Below are 19,741 nucleotides of genomic sequence, written 5' to 3' on the forward strand. Positions count from 1 at the left end.
CCGGGGGTTGCCGCTTCTCTGGCGCCGCCTTTGAGCGGCGCATTGGCTTGCTCAGTGCACGAGCGTCATCTGCACGACCTTCACGACCACGAGCGCCACGGCCACGATCAGATAGCCGCGCAGCACGCCCATCCACACACGCTTGGCGAGCGTGAGATTGGGCGGCGGCAATTCGGCGAGCGGCGGCATGCGCCACATATCGCGGGCGCCCTGCGGCCAGCGCTGGGTGACGACCGGGGTTTCGCCGCGCAGCCAGCGCCAGCCGAGTATGACCGCATGGGCGGCCACGGCCAGCAGCGTGCCGGCGGCGAGGATGTCGATGATCGTCTCGCCGCTCATGTCGGGGTACATGACCGAAGCCGTGAGGACGATCGAGAGCATGACAAGCACCCAGACGACCGCGCCCGTGAACAGGTTCAGCGCCTTCGAGTTGACCCAGGGCCCGAGCACCGCGCGGTCGTTGCACAGCAGCAGCAGGAACACTGTGGCGCTCGGCAGCAGCACGCCCGCGAGGGTCTGCACGGCTTCGGTCAGAAGGCCGAGCGGGCTGCCCGGAATCAGCACGATAGCGGCCGCGGCGGCCACGATGCCGAAATAGACGAGGTAAAAGCCCTTCGCGTCATTCACGCCGCGATGCAGCGAATGCCGGATCTTGAACACGTCGCCAATCGCGTAAGCCGTCGAAAGCGATACCGCCGCCGCGCCGATGATGGCCGCGTCGAACAGTGCAATGGCGAACAGCACGGCCGGCGTGTGTCCCGCGTACTTTTCGAGGCCGGCGATCACACCGCCCGCGTCGGTGAAGCTGCCGAATTCGGGCTTGCCGGCAAAGAGCTGTGCACAGAACGCGATCATGGCCACGGCGCCAATCAGCACGAAGAAGATGCCGATCCACAAATCGGCCCGTTCGTATTTCATGAAGCGTGGCGTAATGCGCTTGTCGATCACGTAGCTCTGCTGAAAGAACAACTGCCACGGCGCGATGGTGGTGCCGACGATGCCGATCACGAGCAGCATCACGTCGGAGAGCTTCGAATGGGCGGGCCAGTTGGGAATGAAGAAGTCGCGCGTCATCTGCCCAACGGGCGGGTGAATCGACACGAGCACCGGCACGAGCAGCAGGCTCAGCACGCACAGCGCGACGGCGAAGCGCTCGAAGCGCCTGAAATCGCCCGTGCTCACCGCAGCCATGGTCAGCACGGCGGCAATGCCCACGCCCAGCATCTTCGGGATGCCGAAGAAGTCGAGTACGAAGGTGATGCCGATGAACTCGGTCACGATCGTGAGCGCATTGAGGATGAACAGGTCGATCACGCTGAAGGCGCCCCAGAACTTGCCGAAGCGCTCGAAGATCAGGCGTGCGTGGCCGACGCCCGTGACCGCGCCCAGGCGCAGCACCATTTCCTGGTTCACGTAGAGCACGGGGACGAGCAGCAGCAGCGTCCAGAGCAGGGTGGTGCCGTAGTTCTGGCCGGCTTGCGTATAGGTGCCGAAGGCGCCCGCGTCGTTGTCGCCCACCATCACGATGAGGCCGGGCCCGAGGATCGCGAGCAGCGTGCGCAGGCGCGGCCACCACCCCGTGCGCGGCGCGAGGTCGTAATGGGAGATGGTGCCGAGCGCACCTTTGATGTCGCCCAGGTGCGCTTCGTCGAGCACGGCGCTGCGTGGCGGCGATACGCTCGCCGGCTGGAAGTTGCTTGGAGTGGACATGGCGTTCTCGTCTTTTGAGTTGTCGGGTGGCTAGCGGGGGCGTGGTTGTGCGCCGTGCGCGCGCGGCGTACCGCCTACGAGAAGAACTGCTTGAAGCGTTGCCAGAGGTGGGCAGGCAAGCCCGGCACGTGTTCGTACAAGGCGACGAGGCCTTCGTATTGGGCACGCGCCTCTTCGACATGAGGCCACCTGGAAAGCAGGAGTGCGAATGACATGATGTTGCTCCGGGCGTCTGGCTCGACGCGTTCAGCGAAAGCCAGCAGGCCCGGGTGGCCATGCGCGCTGCGTATGGCGGCGGACGACTACTCGCTTTCCGTGTTCAGGAATGAATAAGTCAAAAGGGTCGGACGTAAGGGATGACTGTCACTATCCGGCATGGCGGCTCCTTCATGCGTCAGGCGCGTACGGGAAGTACACGCGTGTTGATCCACGCGCTCGCGCGCAGCGCCTGTTGCGAATAGGCGCGCACGAGCGCAGTCGCGAGCGGATGCTCGCAACGCCTGCTGTGCGAACGCGCGAAAGCCGCGTCCAGACGGCGCTAAATGGTGGGGTGCACGGGGAGTGTTGCTACGGCGCGCACCGTCTGCCTGCTGGCGAGACGGCGGCGGTGAGAAGGGCGCGCGGACGTCTTGCCGGTCAGGCAGCGAAACAGTTCGAAGATCGACTACTGCAGGTGTCCAAGGCGTAAGCCCCTTTCGTGAAGATTTCTAAATTTTAGGTAGCGCACGCGCGACGCGTCAACACGTTTTTGGAGGCGGAACAAAAAAACGTCGCGGTGTACAGGAAATTGAAAGGTAGGGTGAGGTGATCTATTGAAGCCTCTGGAAAGGTGCGCGAAAGCCCGTGGAGAGGCTGAGGGACGGCGGGCGATTGCACAGGAGACCTGTGTATTGAGGCTATCGCGAACGTGCCTCGTTGCAGAACATTCGAGCACATTGTGCAGGCGATCTTTTTGCTTGCGTTTTTTTGCAGAGGGCGAATACAATCCGCCCCGTCATTCCAAAAGGAGTCCCTCGTGGACACATGCTCTAGCAGTGGAAGTTCGATGCCGGCCTGCGCCGGCGTCACAACCGCGAGTTAGCCGCCGCAGGACCTCTTTCCTTCGCCGCTAACTCGCTGAGTCGGGTTAGCGCGCTTCTTTGCAGCACGCTCCCTCTGTTGAATCGTCCGTCGCAAGCCTGCTTGCGAGGCGTTCTCACGTCGTCGTTCGTCGCCCGTCTCATGCGGGCTGGACGGAGGTGGGCTTATGTTCGTCAAAACATTCGTTACGTACTTTCTCGGCACGGCGCCGTTCCCCGCGCGTGCCGGTAATTCGCCGCTGCCCGCGGGCGGCATGGTGCTGGCCCTCGTCGCGGTGGCCATCGCATTGGCCGCGGTGCTCTGCGCGTCGTCCGCCGCTAGCGGGATCGATCGCGCCATGCGCCTGAGCTGGTGGTTCTCGTAAAGAGATCGTCGCATTACTTCGCCATCCTTCTAGACAACCCGAATTCCAGCTCGCCTCGAGCGATTTCCTGCAATCGTCCCGGTCTTCGCGCCGGGAAAAAAACGCCTCAATCATCATGAGAAAAACATTGAAAGGCACGCCGTCGTTCGCCCGTTCGCCCCTCGGCCTCGCCGCTCTCCTTGCACTCGGTTTCGCGCCGGCCGCTTACGCGCAGACGAGCGCCCCGCCCGATGCGGCCCAGGCCGCTCCGGCGCCGCAAGCGCAAGAAACAGCACCGGCAGCACAGCAAGCGGCGCCGGCGGCGCAAGGCGCCGACGCGGCGCCCGCGCCCACGGGCTTGTGGGACCGCGCGACGCTGTTTGGCGACATGGGGGGATTGCGCCCCTGGCTCGGCGAGCACGGCATTACGTTCGGCTTGCAAGAGACGAGCGAGTATCTGAACAATCTCTCGGGCGGCACGCATCGCGGCGGCGCCTATGACGGGCTCACCGAGATGAGCCTCGGCCTCGATACGCAAAAGGCGTTCGGTCTGCCCGGCGGCATCTTCAACGTTTCGGCCCTGCAGATTCACGGCACGAATCTCACGCAGCGCAACTTGCAGACGCTGCAAACGGCGACCGGTATCGAGGCCGACGCCACGACGCGCCTCTGGGAACTCTGGTATCAGCAGAGCTTCGCGGGCGGCAAGGCGGACGTGAAGATTGGCCAGCAGAGCCTCGACCAGGAATTCATGGTGAGCCAGTACGCTGGCACGTTCATGAATGCCACGTTCGGCTGGCCCGTGCTGCCCTCCACCGACATGCCGGCGGGCGGCCCGGCGTATCCGCTTTCTTCCCTGGGCGCGCGCCTGCGCGTGACGCCGTCCGATTCGTGGACCGTGCTGGCGGGCGTGTTCGACGGCAATCCGGCAGGCAACGGCGTGGGCGATCCGCAGAAGCTCAATGCGAGCGGCACGAACTTCAATCTGCACGACAGCGCGCTTTTCATCGGCGAAGTGCAGTATGCGCTCAACCCGGCGCCGTCGAATCCGGCCGATGCGAAGAATGCAGGATTGCCAGGCACTTACAAGCTGGGTTTCTGGTACAACACGGGCCGCTTCGACGACCAGCACTACGACAATACCGGTCTTTCGCTAGCGAATCCGGCGAGCACGGGCGTGCCGCAGTCGCACCGCGGCGACTATAGCTTCTACGCGGTCGCGGACCAGATGGTGTGGCGCCCGAGCGCGGACAGCCCGCAATCGCTGGGCGTGTTCGCGCGCGTGATGGGCGCGCCAGGCGACCGAAATCTCGTCGATCTCGCCGTGAATGCGGGCGTGACGCTGAAGGCGCCGTTCAAGGGACGCGACAACGATACGGTGGGGCTCGCGGTGGGTTACGCGAAGATCGGTTCGCATGCCCAGGATCTCGCAAGCGACACCGCAGCGTATACGCCCGGTTATCCGTCGCGCAGCTCGGAGACCGTGCTGGAGGCAACGTACCAGTATCAGATCGCGCCGTGGTGGCAAGTGCAGGCCGACTTCCAGTACTTCTTCAGGCCGTCGGGCGGCATTCCCGATCCGCAGAACGTCACGCAGCGCGTGGGAGACGAAGCGGTCGTGGGCGTGAGAACGACGATCGCCTTCTGATGGCGGATGCGCGCGGTGCGGGCGCACCGCGCGCGCTGGGTGGCCGCGTGCTTACCAGCCGGCCCAGTGCCCGGGAACCCAGGCCCAATGGTTGCCTTCCCAGCGGTAGTGTCCCTTCACCCAGTGATAGCCGGGCGCCGGCGCGGGCGGCACGACTTCGACGCGCGGCGGCGGCTCGGGCGGCCGCGCGGGCTCCACTACGCACGCCGAAAGCAGGGCCGTGCCAGTGAGCAGGGCGGCGAGAAGCATCGGCTTCTTTTTCACGATTGAGTTCCTCCTTGATGTACGGATTTATGTTTCGTCGATCGGCATCTTGGTCTTCTCGCGCCAAATCATACGTAATCCTTAGTGTTTATTCAGGTTCGAATCAGCCCGGTAACCGGCTGCTGCGCACCCGCTTGCGCGAACAGCACGGTAGCCGTGCGCTGCGGGTCGAGTTGCAGGCTTTCGGCGGCGGCGCCCGCAATGAGGGCATCCAGCGAGGCGGTGGGCTTGAGGTCGCGCTGCTCGTAGAGATCGGCGGGGCGCAGGCCCGGCCAGTCCGCTATTACACGGCCTCCGGCCACGGCGCCGCCCGCGAGCATCGCTACCGAGGCCTGGCCGTGGTCGGTGCCGCCCGTGCCGTTGGCGGCCGCCGTGCGGCCGAACTCCGTGGCCACGAGCACGGTGGTCTTGTCCCACGCGGGGCCGAGGTTATCGCGCAGCGAGGCGAGCATCGTGTCGAGCGCCTTGAGCTGATTCGCGAGCCGCGCGTTTTGCGCGCTGTGCGTGTCCCAGCCGCCGGTCTCGATCATCGCGATGCGCGGGCCGTCCGCGCGCGCGAGGAATTGCGCCGCGAGCTTGCCGAGGCTCGCCGGATCCTGATGCGCGCTCGCGTCGCCGGCCAGCCCGCGCGCGTTCATCGCCGAAGCCCAGAGGCCGTGCAATTGCGCGTCGCCTTCGTAGAGCGCGGAGACGCGCGTGAGCAGATCGTCAGACGCGGCGGGCAGCGCGGAGGGCGCATACGACGTCGCGCGCGCCGTGCCGCGCAGCGCGAGCGGCATCGTGGGCGCGAGTGCGATGGCGTTCTCGCGCGTGGCGCCCACGAGCCCGACGAGCCGGTTGAGCCAGCCGTCCTTCACCTGGTACGGCGCGGTGCCGCCCGTCTCCAGCACGTTCTGGCCGTCGAAGTGCGAGCGGTCGCGATACGGCGAGGCCACCGCGTGCACGAAGAGCGCCTGGCCGCCGTGATACATCTGCGCCGCTTGCACGAGCGACGGGTGCAGCGCAAAGGTGCCGTTCAGCTTCGCCGCGTTTGCGGTGTCGATGGCGAGCGGTCCGCGCAGGCTCGCGTATGCGGGCTCCGCATACGGGACGACGATGTTGAGGCCATCGGCGGCGCCGCGCTGAATGACGAAGACGAAACGGCGGTCGGTGGCCGCGCTCGCGAACACGATTTGCGGCGCGACGAGCATCGCGCCCGCGCCGGCGGCGGCGACGCGCAAGAAATGGCGGCGGGAGAGCATACCGGTTACCTCCTCAGGAAATCGGGCGAGACGAGCAGCAGCGCGATGGCCGTTGGCGCGCTCTCGGCGTGCGAGACCGCCGTGGCCGTTGCCGTGCTGAGCGTGCCCGGCAGCACGGCGGGGCCGAGCGTGCGCGGGTCGAGCCGGTCGCCCACGCGCGCCGCAAAGCGTTGCGCAACTTCCACACGGCGCACCAGCGCATCGGGCGCGGCCCAGCTCGCGGCAATATCGTCGTAGCCGGCGGGCGAGCCCGGGCGCCAGATCGGCTGGCCCAGTTGCGTGAGCAGCGGCGCGGCGTTCAGGTCGCCGCGCTCGCGCCAGCCGAGCGCGCGCATCGACGAAACGGTCCATTCCCATGGCGTCTTGAACTTCACGTCAGCGTCGTTCCATGCCAGAGGCGATTCCACCAGCGCGCGATAGACCGTGGGCAAATCGCCATCGCTTTGCTCGAAGGCTTGCGCGAGGTGCTCGGTGAGCGCGGGCGGCGGATTGTCGGCGACGAAGTGGCGCGCGAGCTGGAACGCGATATGGCGGCTCGTGGCGGGGGCGTGGGCGAGGTCGTGCAGGATCGCGAGCGCCTGTTCTTCACCCGCTTCGTCGTAGCGGCGGCCCATCACCGTGCGTGCGCCCGGTTCGTGCAGCGCGGGCCGGAAGACGAAGGCGCCTGGCGTCGCTACGCCGGGCGAGGCGTTGCCCGGCTGCGGTCCGCGCACGCCGGCCACGCTCCAGCCCGTGAGCGCGCGCGCGAATTCGGTGACGTCGTCCTGGCTGTAGCCGGTGCGCACGCCGAGCGTGTGCAGCTCCATGATCTCGCGTGCGAGGTTCTCGTTGAGGCCGCGCTTGTGCGCGGGATCGTTTTGATCGGCGCGCAGCGCGGCGCGGCTGTCGGGGCCGACCGAGCGCACCTGATCGAGAAAGATCTGCATCGCGGCATGCTGCTCGACGGCGACCAGCATGTCTTCGAAGCGGCCGAGCACGTGCGGGCGGATCGCTTCCATCTCGAAGGACCCCGCGAGGCCGGCCAGTGCCGCCTTGTCGACGGATACCGCAAAGTGGTTCGACCAGAAGTGCACGAGGCGCTCGACGAACGGTGTTTCGGTGTCCAAAGCACTGGTGAGGCGGGCGTTCACGGCACTGCGATAGATCTCGACCCCCTCGAGGCGAATCGCGCGGTTGGTGGCCTGGCGGGCGGCCTGCTGGGCCGCTTGCGGTGAGGCCGCGTTCGGCGGCGTTTGGCTTGCGCTGCCGTTGTTGGCGGCATCCATGTCTCGGGTGCCGGGCGTGCCATTCGTGCCGCTGGCGGCCGTGTCGTCCGCCATGCGCTGCTGGCGTTCCTCACCAAAGCGCGTCGTCACGGCGACCGCGCCAGGCTCGCCGCGCCATGCCGCAGGCAGCGGCTCGTAGCGGGCGAACTGGTCGAGCAGCCAGCGCGGCGGGTCGGCAGGGGGCGTCTCGTCGGGGCGCGCGCCCAGGCCGAAGCGATTCATCGCGATCGCGCCCGCGCGAGCGGTTGGCAGGCTTTCCATGCGCTGTCCTCATTGCGTTGCGTATTTCCCTTAAACGCAACTCGCGCATCGATCCGTCGCTGCCGCGCAAAATTTCTTTTAGCCAGTTGTTACGGCTTGTTTCGCTTTCGCGCTCATTGCGCTTCGCTCGCCGATTGCTGTGGGGCTTTGCGCTGCTTCAGCGGCAGGCGCCATTGACCGCTGCGCTCGAGTCCCTGGGCAAACTTCGCGCGCTCCTCGGGCGTGAGCGTGGCGGCATAGTCGGCAACGGCGCTTTCCACCTCGGTACGCATGGCGAGGTCGGCTTCGCGCGTGTGTGCGAGCGCGGCGTCGAGCGCGGGCCGGTCGATCTGCGGCGCGGCCAGCAGATCGAGCACCTGGCGGCGGTCGTCGCGGCCTGCGCGTGCGTATTCGCGGCCTTCGCGCCGCGCGGCCTTGAGCGCGTCGAGGAACTGCTGCTGGCGCTCGGGCGCGAGCTCGTCGGTGGCGAAGCGCAGCGCCGTGCGTTGCGCTTGCGGCGCCTGCGCCGTGCCGTGCACGGCGAACCAGCGCCAGGCGCCGCCCGCAATCGCGCCGAGCAGGAACACATTGAGCAGCACCGAACCCACGATCAGCGCCTTCCAGGAGCGTCCGTTCATTCGTCGCCCCACTCGTCGATCGAGCCATCGAAGCTCGTGCTCATCCACGAGGGGCTCTCGTGCGCGGCATCATGGCCCGAGTCGCTTGCCGAAGGCGGCGGATTGCCGAGCAGCACGAGCGACATGGCGAGCGCACCGGCGAGCGCGCCCGCGAGTCCGGCGCCCGCGAACGCCGCGCCGGACCACCAGAACATGCGCTGCTTCGAAGGCGCCTTGTGCACCGGCACAGGTGTGGGCGCGAGCGCGACGATCTGCTCGACGAGCGCGCGCGAGGGCGGCGCGATCATGTCGCGTGCGAGCCAGGCGTCGAGCGCCAGGGCTTCTTCTAGCACCGCATCGGCTTCGCTGCGGTGCGCGCGCGCCCAGGCGAGCGCGTCGGCGCGTTCGTGCTCGGGCCAGCGGCGCGGATCGGCGCCATAGGCCTCGACAAGCGTGTGGAATCGTTCAGATGTCATACGGAGTCCTTACCGGCCTGTTCGCCGGCCAGTTGTGCGCGCAGGGTGCGGCGGGCGCGCGCCAGCAGACTTTCGAGTGCGTCGACCGAGATGCCCATCAGGCTGGCCGCTTCCAGGTTCGAAAGCTCCTGGTAATAGGTGAGCACGAGCGCCTCGCGCTGGCGCACGGGCAACGCGGCCAGCGCGGCACGTACGCGCTCGTCGCGCGTGCGCGCCTCGAGTTGCTGCTCGGGTGCCGCCGCGGGATCGGCTTCGTCGGGCAGTGTATCGGCGGGCGTCTCGCGGCGGCCGCGCAGGCGGTCGTAGCAGAGATTGAGCGCGACGCGGTGCAGCCACGTGTCGAACTTCGCCTCGCCGGTGCGCCAATGCGGCGCCTGCTTCCAGATGCGCATGAACGTTTCCTGGGCCACGTCTTCGGCTTCCATGCGATCGCCGAGCATGCGGGTGGCGAGCGCGAGGAGCCGCGGCAGCTTGTGCAGGACGAGCGTGCGCACCGCGCCGGCGTCACGCGCGCCCACGCGCGCGACGAGGTCCGCGTCGGGATCGCGCTCGCTCAAGGCGCCACACCGTGCCGGCGCGCCTGGACCGCGCGCGTCTGCGCCCGTGCTTGCGGCAATGCCCGAGCCCGTGCTCGCTGCCGTGTCTGCCGCGGTGCTTGGCATCTCGTCGAGCGCGCAGCCGTTGTGTGCGAACGCAGCGGCTCGTGCCGCGCGAGTCTCATCGTCGTTCTCTCCCAGGGCCGGTTCGCGAGCGTTCAATATATACGACACGGCGCCGGCTTCAGGCCCAATGCCCCGGCACCCAGCGCCAGTTCGGACCGCGCGCGACCCAGTGCCCCGGCACCCAGCGGTAGCCGCGGCGCACGGGCTGCCAGTGACCCGGCGCCCATAGATAGGCACCGCGATCCCAGCGCCAGTGACCCGGGTCCCACACGTAGCCGGCGCGCGGCGGCGGCATGACTTCCGCGCGCGGCGGAGGCGGCGCTTGCGGCGCGATGATGACGGTCTGTGCAAATGCACACGTGCCGGCGAGCATCAGCACGACGGCGGCGAGGAGCGTTTGAAGCGGCTTGCGTGGCATGGAAACTCTCCCGTTGTTCGTGGCGGGCGTGTGGCCCTCATGCGTATTGAACGGGACAGTGGCGCAAATCCGTCGCGAGGAAATGAAATTTTTTACGTGACGTTATTTGCGCCGCGCGCGCCGCCGCTACAAATAGCACGATGAATGGCTGACACCGCGTTTTTGCCGCGCTTGTTTCGTTTTCGCGCATTAACCAGAACAGGGCTCCAACATACGGGTCAGGTCATATTTAAAGTGAATTCCGCAATAATCAAATTCACTGACTTGACAACGGCGTCGCGTGATTGCCACACGTCCATGACATTTCGATGACGGGGCCAGGGTGAATTTTTCCTTTCCACACAAGGTTTTAAGCCCGGATATCTCGATATTTCCATATTCTGCAATGGTCTGTTCCACCGCGTGAATAGCCCGTTCCCAATGCATTGGCACTTAAACTTCGCTCCAAGATTGCCGGGGTGGTTCCAGTACCCGGGCCACTTCAGCGCGGTCTGAATGTCATATAGGAAAGTCATGAAGAACACTTTGATCATCGCGGGCGTCCTGAGCGCGTTCGCAGTTTCGGCTCACGCACAAAGCAGCGTCACGCTTTACGGTTCGCTGGATGCGGGTATCGTCTACGCGAACAACGCGGGCGGCCACGCAGCATGGAACCAGGGCAGCGGCGCCCTGTCCGACACGTACTTCGGCCTGAAGGGCAGCGAAGACCTGGGCGGCGGTCTGCATGCGATCTTCAAGCTGGAAAACGGTTTCAACCTGAACAACGGCCGTGACACGGAATCGAACACGATGTTCAACCGTCAAGCGTACGTCGGTCTGCAAAGCGACCAGTACGGCACGCTGACGCTCGGCCGCCAGTACGACTCGATGGTCGACTACCTGTCGCCGCTGTCGGAAGCAGGCGCGGGCTACGGCAACAACCTGTCCGCTCACCCGTTCGACAACGACAACCTCGACCACTCGTTCTCGATCAAGAACGCGGTCAAGTACCAGAGCACCAACTACGCGGGCTTCAAGTTCGGCGGCCTGTATGGCTTCAGCAACGACGCTGGCCAGTTCGCGAACAACCGCGCATGGAGCGCCGGCGCATCGTACGGCAACGGCCCGCTGAACGTCGCGGCTGCTTACCTGCAGATGAACAACTCGCGCACGAACAGCAACGCAAACGGCGCGAACTCGGCAGGCAATGGCAACAACTTCAACCTGTCGGCACAAACGCAGCGCACCTTCGGTGCAGGCGCGAACTACACGTACGGCCCGGCAACGGTCGGCTTCGTGTGGACCCACACGCAATACCAGGGCCTGATTGCTGGCGGCCAGGGCGGCGACACGCAAATCGTGTTCACGCAACCGAACACGAACCTGCACCTCGACAACTTCGAGCTGAACGGCACCTACGCGCTGACGCCGGCTCTGAGCCTGAACGCCGCGTACACGTTCACGGACGGCAAGCTCACGAGCAACGCTGGCTCGTCGGATCCGAAGTGGCACACCGTTTCGCTGCAAGCCGACTACTCGCTCTCGAAGCGCACCGACGTCTACGTCGAAGGCGTCTACCAGCACGCTTCGGGCTCGCTGAACGGCGTGTCGAACGTTGCCATGATCAACACGCTGTCGCCGTCGACCACGCCGAACCAGGTCGCTGCAACGGTGGGTCTGCGTCACCGCTTCTAATCGAAGCCCGATCGTCTGATCGGAAGCGGGAAACCGCGGGGAGCGGATCGGCCGGTCCGCTCCCGCGTTTTCCGGCAATGCATGGCCGGCCCGCCGTGCGAAATGCGCTCACGAGGCGCGTTTCGCCGGCGGGCCGGTTGCTTTTTGTGCGCCCGTTTTACGGGTTCGATTCGTTTGCTCTACGAATTACCCGGCGAGCGCATGGAGCGGCTCGAACGCTGCGCGGTAGCGACGTGCTAGATCGTCCGCCGTGTGGCGCAATAGTGCCGTGTCGGCATCCAGCGCGGCGTCTATCGCCCCGGCAATCTCTCCCACGCTCGCCGTTGCGGCGATTTCCGCAGGCTCCCACGTCGCGGCGAATGCGGCCTGCTTGGGCGGCTGTAGCGCCTGTTGCGCGTGAACGATATTGATGCGGGGTCTCGCGAACGCCATGGCGACGATCCTGCCGTGCAGGCTGCTGCCGCAATAAACACGGCTGCGCGCAATCAGCGCGCAAATATCCCAAACATCGAGCGAAGTGATAATCATGAGGCGCGTGCCCCTGATGCGCGCGCCAAGGCGGCGGTAGGTGTCGAGATCGTCGTGCCATGGCGCGGCCCCCGCGCGAAACAGCACGATGCCGAGTCCTTGCGTGCGCGCCACCCGGGCGATTTCGCGAGCTAGCTGGTCCAGTGTGGCATCGTCGCCAAAGCTCGCGTCGAACTGGACGGCCGCGTAGCCCTGCGGGAACGCGCGCGTGATGGCCCGCATGGCATCTTGCGCGATGCGCTGCCGAATCCGCGCGCCGAACAGTTCCGCCACCATGACGGCGGGATCGGGCACGAGCTGAGCATCGATGCCTTGCGCACGCAGTTGAGCCTGAGTTTGCCGGTCGCGTACGCTCAGATGATCGGCCATCCTGAGTTTTTCCAGCACCTCGTCGCGCAACGGCGCATCACGCCGATCGAGACCCGCGCCGCCCACCGCATGGAAGCAGAGCGTCTCGATCCGCGCTTGCGCGAGCGCCGTTTTCGAAAGCACGTAAGGCGCGCGCGCCGCCATGCCCACATGGGCCTGCGCCCACGCCAAAGGATCGTCCTTCCATGCCTGCTCCTGAGCGATCAACGCCTGCACGCGCTCGGGCGGCGCGAGCATGACCGCGGCTTCCCATGCATCGCAGGTCAGCAGTTCGCCGCCCACGTGGATGACGTTCAGCGCCGCACCGCGAGCGCCAGCGGCAAGCGCGCCGAACGCGCGCACGGCGTGGCCGCCGCAGGCGCGCAGATCGCGTGTCGCGAGCCCGGCGTGAGACACGGTGCGCGGCGCGAGCATGCGCTCCAGCACATGCGGAAACAGCAGATCGCCGAAATTGTGACGGTCGAACGCGCCGAACAGAACCGTGCGCGCCGGCGCATCAGGGTGAGGTGGCATGAGCGAGGCCCGGATCGTGGCGGCGGACACGCACGGCCCGCACGATGTCGATACTACCGCGCCGAGCGTGGCGAGACCGTGTCTTGCCACGCGCATTGCGGGCGGGCGCGAACGGGCTTAATCTGGGGTGCCGCAACCCTTGCTGGAGCTGCTCTCATGCATGCGCTACCCCTCAGGCTGTCTCCCGGCGACGATCTGCGCGACTCGCTCAGCGCCGCGCTCGCCGAACATGGCGTCAAGGCGGGATATGTCGTCCAGGGGATCGGCAGTCTGAGCGCGGTTGAATTGCGCTTCGCGGGCGTCGATACGCCCGCATCCTTGCGCGGCGATTACGAAATCCTCACGCTGGCAGGTTCGCTGTCACCGGACGGCGCGCATCTGCATGCGAGCGTGTCCGACGCGCAAGGCCGCGTGCTCGGCGGACACGTGGCGCGTGGCTGCATCGTGCGCACGACGGCCGAAGTCCTGCTCATGCTGCTGCCTGAGTACCGCTTCTCACGCGAGCACGATGCACGCTCGGGTTTCGCGGAACTCTTCGTGCGCCACACGTAAACAACGCCGCGGCGGCGCACCCGGCCGATAGCCGGGCGCGCCGCCGCGCGCGTGCAGGGGGCGTGACGCGTCAGAACTTCACGCGCATGCCAGCCGCGACCACGGCCTGCGTGTTGCTCGACGAAGCCGCGAGGTTATAGATCGAGGCATTGCCCAGCACCGGAATGCCGTTCGCGCCCGAGACGCGCTGATAGACGCCTTCGAGATACAGGTCGGTGCGGCGGCTCAGCGCGTAGTCGGCTTGCAGCATGAACTGGTTCCAGTGCGGCGACGCATTGCCGGCCGCCTGGCTCACCGAGCCGTCCGTATAGACATACGAGCCGCCCAGGCTGAATTGCGGCGTGAGCTGGTAGCGCCCGTTCACCTCATAGTTGTTGAACGTGAGGTAGTTGGCGCTGAACGCATTGAGCGAGCCGCCCTGCATGATCTGCGTGGGCGAGGCGATCATCGTGCGCGTGAACACGAGGCCGACCTTCGCCGCGCCGATCGTGTAGCTGCCGCCTGCGCCCAGCGTGCGCGTGCGCGCGGAGACGAACATCGGGTCGTTGTCGGTGCCGCTGCCCGCGGAGAGCGCGCCGCCCGTCGTCGTGCCCGGCTCGTTGCCCTGGAAGTAGGCCACGGCGAGGTTGATCGGGCCGCCGTTCCACGACGCGCCGAACGTATAGGCGTTGTTGTTCGAGAAGCCGCCGCCCAGGTTGCTGAACGCGTAGGCTGCCTCGGCCTGGAAGCCCGCGTGGGTCGCGCTGCGGAACTTCACGGCGTTGTTCATGCGCACGTCGTTGTTGAGGTTGTCGTTGTCGAACGGGTGATCGGCGATATTGCCGCCGAAGCCCGAGCCCGTGGCCGACATCGGCGCGATCATGTCGACTAGCGCGTCGTACTGGCGGCCCAGCGTGAGCGAGCCGTACTGGTCGCTCGCGAGGCCCACCCACGCCTGGCGGCCGAACAGATAGCCGCCGTTCGAACCCTTGCCGCTCGCGACGTTAAAGCCGTTTTCGAGCTGGAAGATCGCCTTGAGGCCGCCGCCCAGGTCCTCGGCGCCGCGCAGGCCCCAGCGGCTCGTGCTGACGTTGCCCGACTGCACGCCCCACGAGGTGCCGTGGCCCGCCGACGACTTCTGGTTGCTGATGTAATCGAGACCGGCGTCGACGGTGCCGTACAGCGTGACGCTGCTTTGGGCGTGCGCCATCGACGACGCGGCCACCGTGGCGAGGGCGAGAGTATTCAACAACGCTTTTTTCATTTCGATTCCGTTAGAGAAAGGTCAACCATCGTGCGCGGGGACGAGCGTGTGGTTAGTAGTCCGATGCGCAGTGTTTCCTGCTATGCGGCGGGAATCGAGAATTTAAGGATATGCAATGACAGGTCCGTGTCGGAAACGGCCCGAAAAATGAAACTTGTTTTAGTTTTCTGCCAGGAAAGTTTTAGGTATGCGCGCGCAGGACGTGCGCGCGGCGCAGGCTGCGGCTTAGCGAGGGGGAAAGGGGAGTGCGCCGCTCAAGCGGCCCGCGCATTAGCGCATGGCTTGAGCGACACGGGCGCGCGCGCTCAGAGATAGCACACGCCGTCCACGTAAGCCTTGCGCCAGTGGACGATGCTCACGCGCTCGAAGAGCTCCGCGAGCGAGAAGGGGTCTTCGGCGATGAAGCGCTCGGCTTCCTCGCGCGTGTCCAGGTCGACGATATAGACGCCGCCGCCCGCGCTCGACCCGTCGTCGTTGAGCTTGGGGCCGCAGGCGAGCAGCAGCGTCTTGTGCTTCTCGAGAAAGGCCAGGTGCGCGGCGCGCTCTTGCGCGCGCACGTGGGCGTGGTCCGGCTTATCGAAGGTTTCGATCAGAAATGGCACAGGGTGTGCTCCACTCAGCCCCGGGGCGGGTCAGCCCCAGGCGAGAATCGCCACCGAATAAACGATGCCGATCCAGAACATCATGATGACGGTATAGCCCATGATGTCCTTGAGCTTGAGCCTCGAGAGCGCGAGCGCCGGCAGGATCCAGAACGGCTGCACGAGATCGTTCCATGCGTTGCCGAGCATCACGGCGACGGAGGTGTGGCCCACGGAGGCGCCGATCGTCTTGGCCGCCTCGATCATGAACGGTCCCTGGATGACCCAGTGGCCGCCGCCCGAGGGCGCGAAGAAGTTGATGAAGAACGAGCTGATCAAGCCCCAGAACGGCAGCGTGGCGGGCGTGGCCACCTTGACGAAGGCCGCGGAGAACGTCTCGACGAGCCCCGAGGACGCCATGATCGCCATGATGCCCGCATAGAACGGATACTGAAGGATGATGCCGCTGATCGTGCGTATGCCCTCGTTGAGCTTTTCGACGTAGCGAATGGGCGTGCCGAGCAGCAGGATGCCGAGGAACAGGATGAAGAAGTTGATGAGGTTCAGGTCGATCGAGCCGCCCTGGACGAAGTGCAGCGCCACATAGCCCATGCCGATCGCGCCGATCACATAGCTGAGCAGGCGGCTGTTGTTCAGGCGATGGGCGAGCGTGCCGTGCTCTTCGGTGTCGAGCACGGGCGCGGCGGCCTTGGGCGCGGCTTCGAGCGATCGATCGATTTCCTTCACGGGCTGGCCGGCCTTCGGATGCAGCCAGGCATTCAGGAGCGGCAGCGTGACGATGGTCACGAGGCTCGTGATGAGCATGGTGGGCGAGAAAATCGTTTCGGAGAGCGGAATGACGCCCATCTGCGCTTCGAGCGGATGGCCCTTGGTGGAGATCAGCACCGGAATGCTTGCGGAAAGCCCGAGACCGTATAGTGTGAAGCCGCTGTACGCCGAAGCGATGATGAGCGGATAGTGCACGCCCTTCACGCGCAGCGCGAGCTTGCGCGCGACGATGCCGCCTACCACGAGGCCGAAGCCCCAGTTCAGCCAGCTGCCGACGCCGCCCACCAGCGTCGCCACGATGATGGCCGTGCGCGGCGAGTTCACCTGCGAGACGAGGCGGTCGAGCAGACGGTCGGTGAGCGGGGCGGTGGCGAGCACGTAGCCCATGGCGAGAATCACGGCCATCTGCGTCGTGAAGGCGAGCAGCGCCCAGAAGCCCTTGCCCCAGCTCGTGGTGAGCGCGGTGATGGCCTGGCCTTGCACGGCCACGGCCAGCACCATCGTGAGCAACGTGAGGCCGATCGCGAAGACGAAGGGATCGGGCAAGTACCGGCGCATCAGCTCGGTGAAGAAGGCGGTGACTCTTTGCATGGTTCGGTCTCTTTCAAGTCGTAGTAATTCTGGGTCTCTCTCGCGATCGCATCGCGCTCACGCGCTTACGTGAGCGTGCGGCTCAATCCTCGGCGGGTGGGAGGGTTTTGCGATGTTTGGCGAGACGCATGAGCTGGCGGTCGCGCCATGCCACGCGTGCATCCCATTGGTCGAGCGGCAGCGCCGCGCGCCGCGCGGCCTCCACCTGCGCGACGAGCTCGGGCGTCCACGGATCGTGCTGGCCGCGCTCGGCGCCCATGCGCTCGTAGGACGGCCCCATCTTTTGCGCATGCGAGGCAATGCCGCCGCGCGTATTCAAGTCGACGGTCTCGAACGGGCCGATCACCGACCAGCGCGGCGCGAGCCCCTCGCGCATCACCGTGTCGATGTCGTCGACCGAGGCCACGCCGTCGCGCACGAGGCAATAGGCTTCGCGCAGCACGGCGCCTTGCAGGCGGTTGAAAATGAAGCCGGCCACTTCCTTCTTCACGCGCACGGGCAGCAGGCCCGCTTCGCCATAGAGCGCGATGGCGCGCGTCGTGGCGGCGGGGGACGTGAACGGCGCGGGCACGATCTCGACCACGGGCACGAGATACGGCGGATTGCCCGGATGCGCGACGAGGCAGCGCGCATGGCCCGGCAAGGTTTCGTCGACGAACTTCGACGCCGCGAGAAACGACGAGGCGCTCGCGAGAATCGCATGCGGCGGCGCGGCGCGATCGAGCTGCGCGAAGAGCTCGCGCTTGAGCTCGGCACGCTCGGGCGCGCATTCCTGCACGAGGTCGGCATCGGCGGCTGCGGCTTCGAGTGTGTCGACCACCTCCACGCGCGCGGCGATTTGCGCTGCGCTTTCGTCGATCAGCGCGAAACGCGTGAGATCTTCGAGGCGCGTGGCGAGTTCGGCGGACACTGCCGCGCGCCGCGCGGCGTCGGGATCGAACAGGCGCACGCGCCAGCCCGCGCGCGCGAACTGAAGCGCGAACGCCACGCCGATGCTGCCCGCGCCGACGATGCCCGCGCGCCTCATAGCGCGCTCCGGCGTGGCCTGTGCGTCATGCGCTTCGAGCGGGGCGATGGGCGCCATCGTCAGACTCCGGCGACGCCAACCGTCATGCCGCCGCACACATACAGCACCTGCCCCGTGACGAAGCCGCTGCGCGCGTCGAGCAGATACGAGGCCGCGTGCGCGACGTCGTCGGGCGTGCCCACGCGCTTCACGGGCACCGCGTCGATGATGGCCTGGGTGCGTGGCGCGCCGGGCGGGTTGGCGCGGTCGAACAGCTCGGTGCGGATGGGGCCCGGGCCGATGGCGTTCGCGGTCACGCCGAACGCGCCGAGCTCGAGCGCCCAGACGCGCGTCATGCCGATGAGCGCCGCCTTGGTGGCCGAGTAGGCCGTGCGCAGCTCCTTGCCCAGCGCCGCGCGCGACGACATATTGACGATGCGCCCGAAGCCCGCGGCCTTCATGCCCGGCAGCAGCGCCTGCATGCACTGCTGCGCACAGCGCACGTTCAGCGCCCACGCGCGTTCGAGCTCTTCGAGTGTTTGATGCGCAGCGTCGGCGGGAAACACGACACCCACGTTGTTGATGAGGCGCGTGATCGGACCGCCTGCGAGCGCATGCTCGAGCGCGGCCGCCGTGGCCTCGGTGTCTGAGAGATCGGCGATGATGCCGTCGCCCACGCGGTCGATCACGACCGCTTCGTAGCCGTCTGCCTCGCAGCGGGCGGCACACGCGGCGCCAATGCCGGCGGCGCCGCCGGTGATCAATACTCGTTCTTTAGCCATGTTGGGAATGCGGATCGAAGTTGCTCGAAAAACACAGGAATACTGACTGAATTCAAACGGTGGCGACTGGCGTGACGGGCGAGCCCATCGCGCCCGGCAGCCGCAGCGGCGGCGCGGTGAGCATGAAACGCGAGCGCTGGTGCGCGCGCAGCCAGGCGGCGAGATCATGCAAATACCAGAGCTCGCCAAGCGGCAGGCCCAGTTTGAAGAGGCAGTGGTGGTGCAGCGGCAGGAGCGGGTGCTCGCCCGCCGTAGCGGGCTTGCGCGCCGGATAGCGCTCGACGGCGTAGTTGTCGGCGGCCAGGGCGGCAATGCCCGAGTCGGTGATCCAATGCAGCAGGCGTTCGTCGCGGCCGTCTAGCGCGCTGCAATGGCTCGCGAGCACGGCCTCGTCGGGCTGGCGGTTCATCTCCAGCACCATTTCGGCAAAGCCGGTGCGCAGCACGAGCATGTCGCCGCGCTCGACTTCGATGTTGTCCGCCTGCATCACGCGCATGAGGTCGTCGTAGCCGACCGTGCGGCATTCGCGCCCGAAATGCGCGGCCAGATCGATCAGCACGCCACGGCCCTGCATGCCCTTCACCGCGAGATGCTCGATGCCGAGCACATCGGCGTGGCTGTGCTCGCCGCCGCAGGCGTGCGGCGCGAAGCCGTCTTCCGCGCGATATTCCATTGGGCCGACGATGTCCTGGTTCGCGCGGTAGCCGTTGTAGTAGACGCTTTCGGCCACGCCGTCACCGTTGGCGTCGAAGCGCGCGCCCACGTGCGCGAGCGAATCCCATTGCGTCGAATATTGCAGCGAGAGCAGCACCTGGTCGTCGCTCACGACATCGGTGGCGTCCGGCGAATTGCGCGCGAACGGGAAGTTCACATACGGCAGGCCGTCGCGGAACGTCGGGCGCAGCACGGGCGGATGGCGGCGCACGTTGAGCTTGCTCTCGCCGGGAAAGTCGAGCGGCAGCGAAAGCGTGAACGTGAGCCCCGCGCGAATTTCGCGCGCGCCCTTGAGCACCTGCTCCGCGCCGATGAGGTTCGGGCGGCCCAACTGATCGTCAGGGCCGAAGTCGCCCCAGTTCGAGCCTTCCGGCCGGTTCTTCCAACGCATGCTCCGTTCCTCCCCATCTTTGCCAGGCGGTGGGCAAAGTCGCG

At 66.5% G+C, this 19,741-nt stretch carries 20 protein-coding genes; 4 read left to right on the top strand and 16 right to left on the bottom strand.

Translation table 11 applies throughout. The annotated features are described in order from the left end of the window. Positions 1-51: 51 nt before the first annotated feature. Both E1956_RS16720 and E1956_RS46145 read right to left on the bottom strand, forming a co-directional pair. Positions 52-1,710 (bottom strand): NRAMP family divalent metal transporter, encoded by a 1,659-nt coding sequence (locus tag E1956_RS16720; protein WP_134751137.1) that lies wholly within the window; start codon positions 1,708-1,710, stop codon positions 52-54. 74 nt (positions 1,711-1,784) lie between these two features. Then, positions 1,785-1,925 (bottom strand): hypothetical protein, encoded by a 141-nt coding sequence (locus E1956_RS46145; RefSeq protein ID WP_167760048.1) that lies wholly within the window; start codon positions 1,923-1,925, stop codon positions 1,785-1,787. A gap of 1,031 nt (positions 1,926-2,956) precedes the next feature. Between E1956_RS46145 and E1956_RS16725 the strand changes: the two genes are divergently transcribed. Continuing rightward, the gene (locus E1956_RS16725; RefSeq protein WP_134751139.1) at positions 2,957-3,154 is read left to right on the top strand and encodes a hypothetical protein; all 198 of its coding nucleotides are present in this window, start codon (positions 2,957-2,959) and stop codon (positions 3,152-3,154) included. A 115-nt stretch (positions 3,155-3,269) separates the two neighbouring features. Continuing rightward, the gene (locus E1956_RS16730; protein ID WP_134751141.1) at positions 3,270-4,781 is read left to right on the top strand and encodes a carbohydrate porin; all 1,512 of its coding nucleotides are present in this window, start codon (positions 3,270-3,272) and stop codon (positions 4,779-4,781) included. A gap of 51 nt (positions 4,782-4,832) precedes the next feature. Here the strand turns inward: E1956_RS16730 and E1956_RS16735 are convergent, their stop codons facing one another. The 7 genes from E1956_RS16735 to E1956_RS16765 form a co-directional block, all read right to left on the bottom strand. Then, positions 4,833-5,030: a YXWGXW repeat-containing protein gene (locus tag E1956_RS16735; RefSeq protein WP_084687882.1), complete on the bottom strand. Its 198-nt coding sequence runs from the start codon at positions 5,028-5,030 to the stop codon at positions 4,833-4,835. 107 nt (positions 5,031-5,137) lie between these two features. Next, positions 5,138-6,286 (bottom strand): DUF1501 domain-containing protein, encoded by a 1,149-nt coding sequence (locus E1956_RS16740; RefSeq protein WP_134751143.1) that lies wholly within the window; start codon positions 6,284-6,286, stop codon positions 5,138-5,140. Positions 6,287-6,291: 5 nt separating this feature from the next. Continuing rightward, positions 6,292-7,812 (bottom strand): DUF1800 domain-containing protein, encoded by a 1,521-nt coding sequence (locus E1956_RS16745; RefSeq protein WP_134751145.1) that lies wholly within the window; start codon positions 7,810-7,812, stop codon positions 6,292-6,294. 113 nt (positions 7,813-7,925) lie between these two features. Continuing rightward, positions 7,926-8,429, bottom strand: a complete 504-nt coding sequence (locus E1956_RS16750; protein WP_134751147.1) for a periplasmic heavy metal sensor — start codon at positions 8,427-8,429, stop codon at positions 7,926-7,928. Continuing rightward, a complete protein-coding gene (locus tag E1956_RS16755; RefSeq protein ID WP_134751149.1) occupies positions 8,426-8,884 on the bottom strand; it encodes a hypothetical protein in 459 nt (152 codons plus the stop codon). The genes E1956_RS16750 and E1956_RS16755 overlap by 4 nt, the downstream gene beginning before the upstream one ends. Next, positions 8,881-9,441: an RNA polymerase sigma factor gene (locus E1956_RS16760; protein ID WP_134754502.1), complete on the bottom strand. Its 561-nt coding sequence runs from the start codon at positions 9,439-9,441 to the stop codon at positions 8,881-8,883. Before E1956_RS16760 ends, E1956_RS16755 begins: the two co-directional genes overlap by 4 nt. Before the next feature lie 223 nt (positions 9,442-9,664). Continuing rightward, entirely contained in the window at positions 9,665-9,964 is a 300-nt protein-coding gene (locus tag E1956_RS16765; protein ID WP_134751151.1) for a YXWGXW repeat-containing protein, read from the bottom strand. Between the two features lie 513 nt (positions 9,965-10,477). Here E1956_RS16765 and E1956_RS16770 point away from each other — a divergent pair. Then, positions 10,478-11,638: a porin gene (locus tag E1956_RS16770; protein ID WP_134751153.1), complete on the top strand. Its 1,161-nt coding sequence runs from the start codon at positions 10,478-10,480 to the stop codon at positions 11,636-11,638. Between the two features lie 186 nt (positions 11,639-11,824). Here the strand turns inward: E1956_RS16770 and E1956_RS16775 are convergent, their stop codons facing one another. Then, the gene (locus tag E1956_RS16775) at positions 11,825-13,138 is read right to left on the bottom strand and encodes a polysaccharide pyruvyl transferase family protein (protein WP_232071663.1); all 1,314 of its coding nucleotides are present in this window, start codon (positions 13,136-13,138) and stop codon (positions 11,825-11,827) included. 66 nt (positions 13,139-13,204) lie between these two features. Between E1956_RS16775 and E1956_RS16780 the strand changes: the two genes are divergently transcribed. Continuing rightward, complete coding sequence (locus E1956_RS16780; RefSeq protein WP_134751155.1) at positions 13,205-13,600, top strand: PPC domain-containing DNA-binding protein; 396 nt, start codon at positions 13,205-13,207, stop codon at positions 13,598-13,600. 70 nt (positions 13,601-13,670) lie between these two features. On the opposite strand, the gene E1956_RS16785 is transcribed toward E1956_RS16780, so the two are convergent. The 6 genes from E1956_RS16785 to E1956_RS16810 all read right to left on the bottom strand — a co-directional run bounded on the left by E1956_RS16785 (position 13,671) and on the right by E1956_RS16810 (position 19,697). Then, a complete protein-coding gene (locus E1956_RS16785; protein ID WP_134751157.1) occupies positions 13,671-14,843 on the bottom strand; it encodes a porin in 1,173 nt (390 codons plus the stop codon). A gap of 305 nt (positions 14,844-15,148) precedes the next feature. Next, the gene (locus E1956_RS16790) at positions 15,149-15,445 is read right to left on the bottom strand and encodes a YciI family protein (RefSeq protein ID WP_134751159.1); all 297 of its coding nucleotides are present in this window, start codon (positions 15,443-15,445) and stop codon (positions 15,149-15,151) included. 30 nt (positions 15,446-15,475) lie between these two features. Continuing rightward, the gene (locus E1956_RS16795) at positions 15,476-16,804 is read right to left on the bottom strand and encodes a short-chain fatty acid transporter (protein ID WP_134751161.1); all 1,329 of its coding nucleotides are present in this window, start codon (positions 16,802-16,804) and stop codon (positions 15,476-15,478) included. Positions 16,805-16,886: 82 nt separating this feature from the next. Continuing rightward, the gene (locus E1956_RS16800) at positions 16,887-17,888 is read right to left on the bottom strand and encodes a 3-hydroxyacyl-CoA dehydrogenase (RefSeq protein WP_134751163.1); all 1,002 of its coding nucleotides are present in this window, start codon (positions 17,886-17,888) and stop codon (positions 16,887-16,889) included. 2 nt (positions 17,889-17,890) lie between these two features. Next, the gene (locus E1956_RS16805) at positions 17,891-18,592 is read right to left on the bottom strand and encodes an SDR family oxidoreductase (RefSeq protein WP_134751165.1); all 702 of its coding nucleotides are present in this window, start codon (positions 18,590-18,592) and stop codon (positions 17,891-17,893) included. Between the two features lie 52 nt (positions 18,593-18,644). Then, positions 18,645-19,697: a cyclase family protein gene (locus E1956_RS16810; RefSeq protein ID WP_134751167.1), complete on the bottom strand. Its 1,053-nt coding sequence runs from the start codon at positions 19,695-19,697 to the stop codon at positions 18,645-18,647. Positions 19,698-19,741 lie beyond the last annotated feature (44 nt).

The organism is Paraburkholderia pallida, assembly GCF_004524855.1.
Classification (GTDB): domain Bacteria; phylum Pseudomonadota; class Gammaproteobacteria; order Burkholderiales; family Burkholderiaceae; genus Paraburkholderia; species Paraburkholderia oxyphila.

Coding starts and splice junctions, on each gene's coding strand:
- E1956_RS16720 (WP_134751137.1), bottom strand. CDS start 1,710: ATGTCCACTCCAAGCAACTTCCAGCCGGCGAGCGTATCGCCGCCACGC.
- E1956_RS46145 (WP_167760048.1), bottom strand. CDS start 1,925: ATGTCATTCGCACTCCTGCTTTCCAGGTGGCCTCATGTCGAAGAGGCG.
- E1956_RS16725 (WP_134751139.1), top strand. CDS start 2,957: ATGTTCGTCAAAACATTCGTTACGTACTTTCTCGGCACGGCGCCGTTC.
- E1956_RS16730 (WP_134751141.1), top strand. CDS start 3,270: ATGAGAAAAACATTGAAAGGCACGCCGTCGTTCGCCCGTTCGCCCCTC.
- E1956_RS16735 (WP_084687882.1), bottom strand. CDS start 5,030: ATGCTTCTCGCCGCCCTGCTCACTGGCACGGCCCTGCTTTCGGCGTGC.
- E1956_RS16740 (WP_134751143.1), bottom strand. CDS start 6,286: ATGCTCTCCCGCCGCCATTTCTTGCGCGTCGCCGCCGCCGGCGCGGGC.
- E1956_RS16745 (WP_134751145.1), bottom strand. CDS start 7,812: ATGGAAAGCCTGCCAACCGCTCGCGCGGGCGCGATCGCGATGAATCGC.
- E1956_RS16750 (WP_134751147.1), bottom strand. CDS start 8,429: ATGAACGGACGCTCCTGGAAGGCGCTGATCGTGGGTTCGGTGCTGCTC.
- E1956_RS16755 (WP_134751149.1), bottom strand. CDS start 8,884: ATGACATCTGAACGATTCCACACGCTTGTCGAGGCCTATGGCGCCGAT.
- E1956_RS16765 (WP_134751151.1), bottom strand. CDS start 9,964: ATGCCACGCAAGCCGCTTCAAACGCTCCTCGCCGCCGTCGTGCTGATG.
- E1956_RS16770 (WP_134751153.1), top strand. CDS start 10,478: ATGAAGAACACTTTGATCATCGCGGGCGTCCTGAGCGCGTTCGCAGTT.
- E1956_RS16780 (WP_134751155.1), top strand. CDS start 13,205: ATGCATGCGCTACCCCTCAGGCTGTCTCCCGGCGACGATCTGCGCGAC.
- E1956_RS16785 (WP_134751157.1), bottom strand. CDS start 14,843: ATGAAAAAAGCGTTGTTGAATACTCTCGCCCTCGCCACGGTGGCCGCG.
- E1956_RS16795 (WP_134751161.1), bottom strand. CDS start 16,804: ATGCAAAGAGTCACCGCCTTCTTCACCGAGCTGATGCGCCGGTACTTG.
- E1956_RS16800 (WP_134751163.1), bottom strand. CDS start 17,888: ATGGCGCCCATCGCCCCGCTCGAAGCGCATGACGCACAGGCCACGCCG.
- E1956_RS16805 (WP_134751165.1), bottom strand. CDS start 18,592: ATGGCTAAAGAACGAGTATTGATCACCGGCGGCGCCGCCGGCATTGGC.
- E1956_RS16810 (WP_134751167.1), bottom strand. CDS start 19,697: ATGCGTTGGAAGAACCGGCCGGAAGGCTCGAACTGGGGCGACTTCGGC.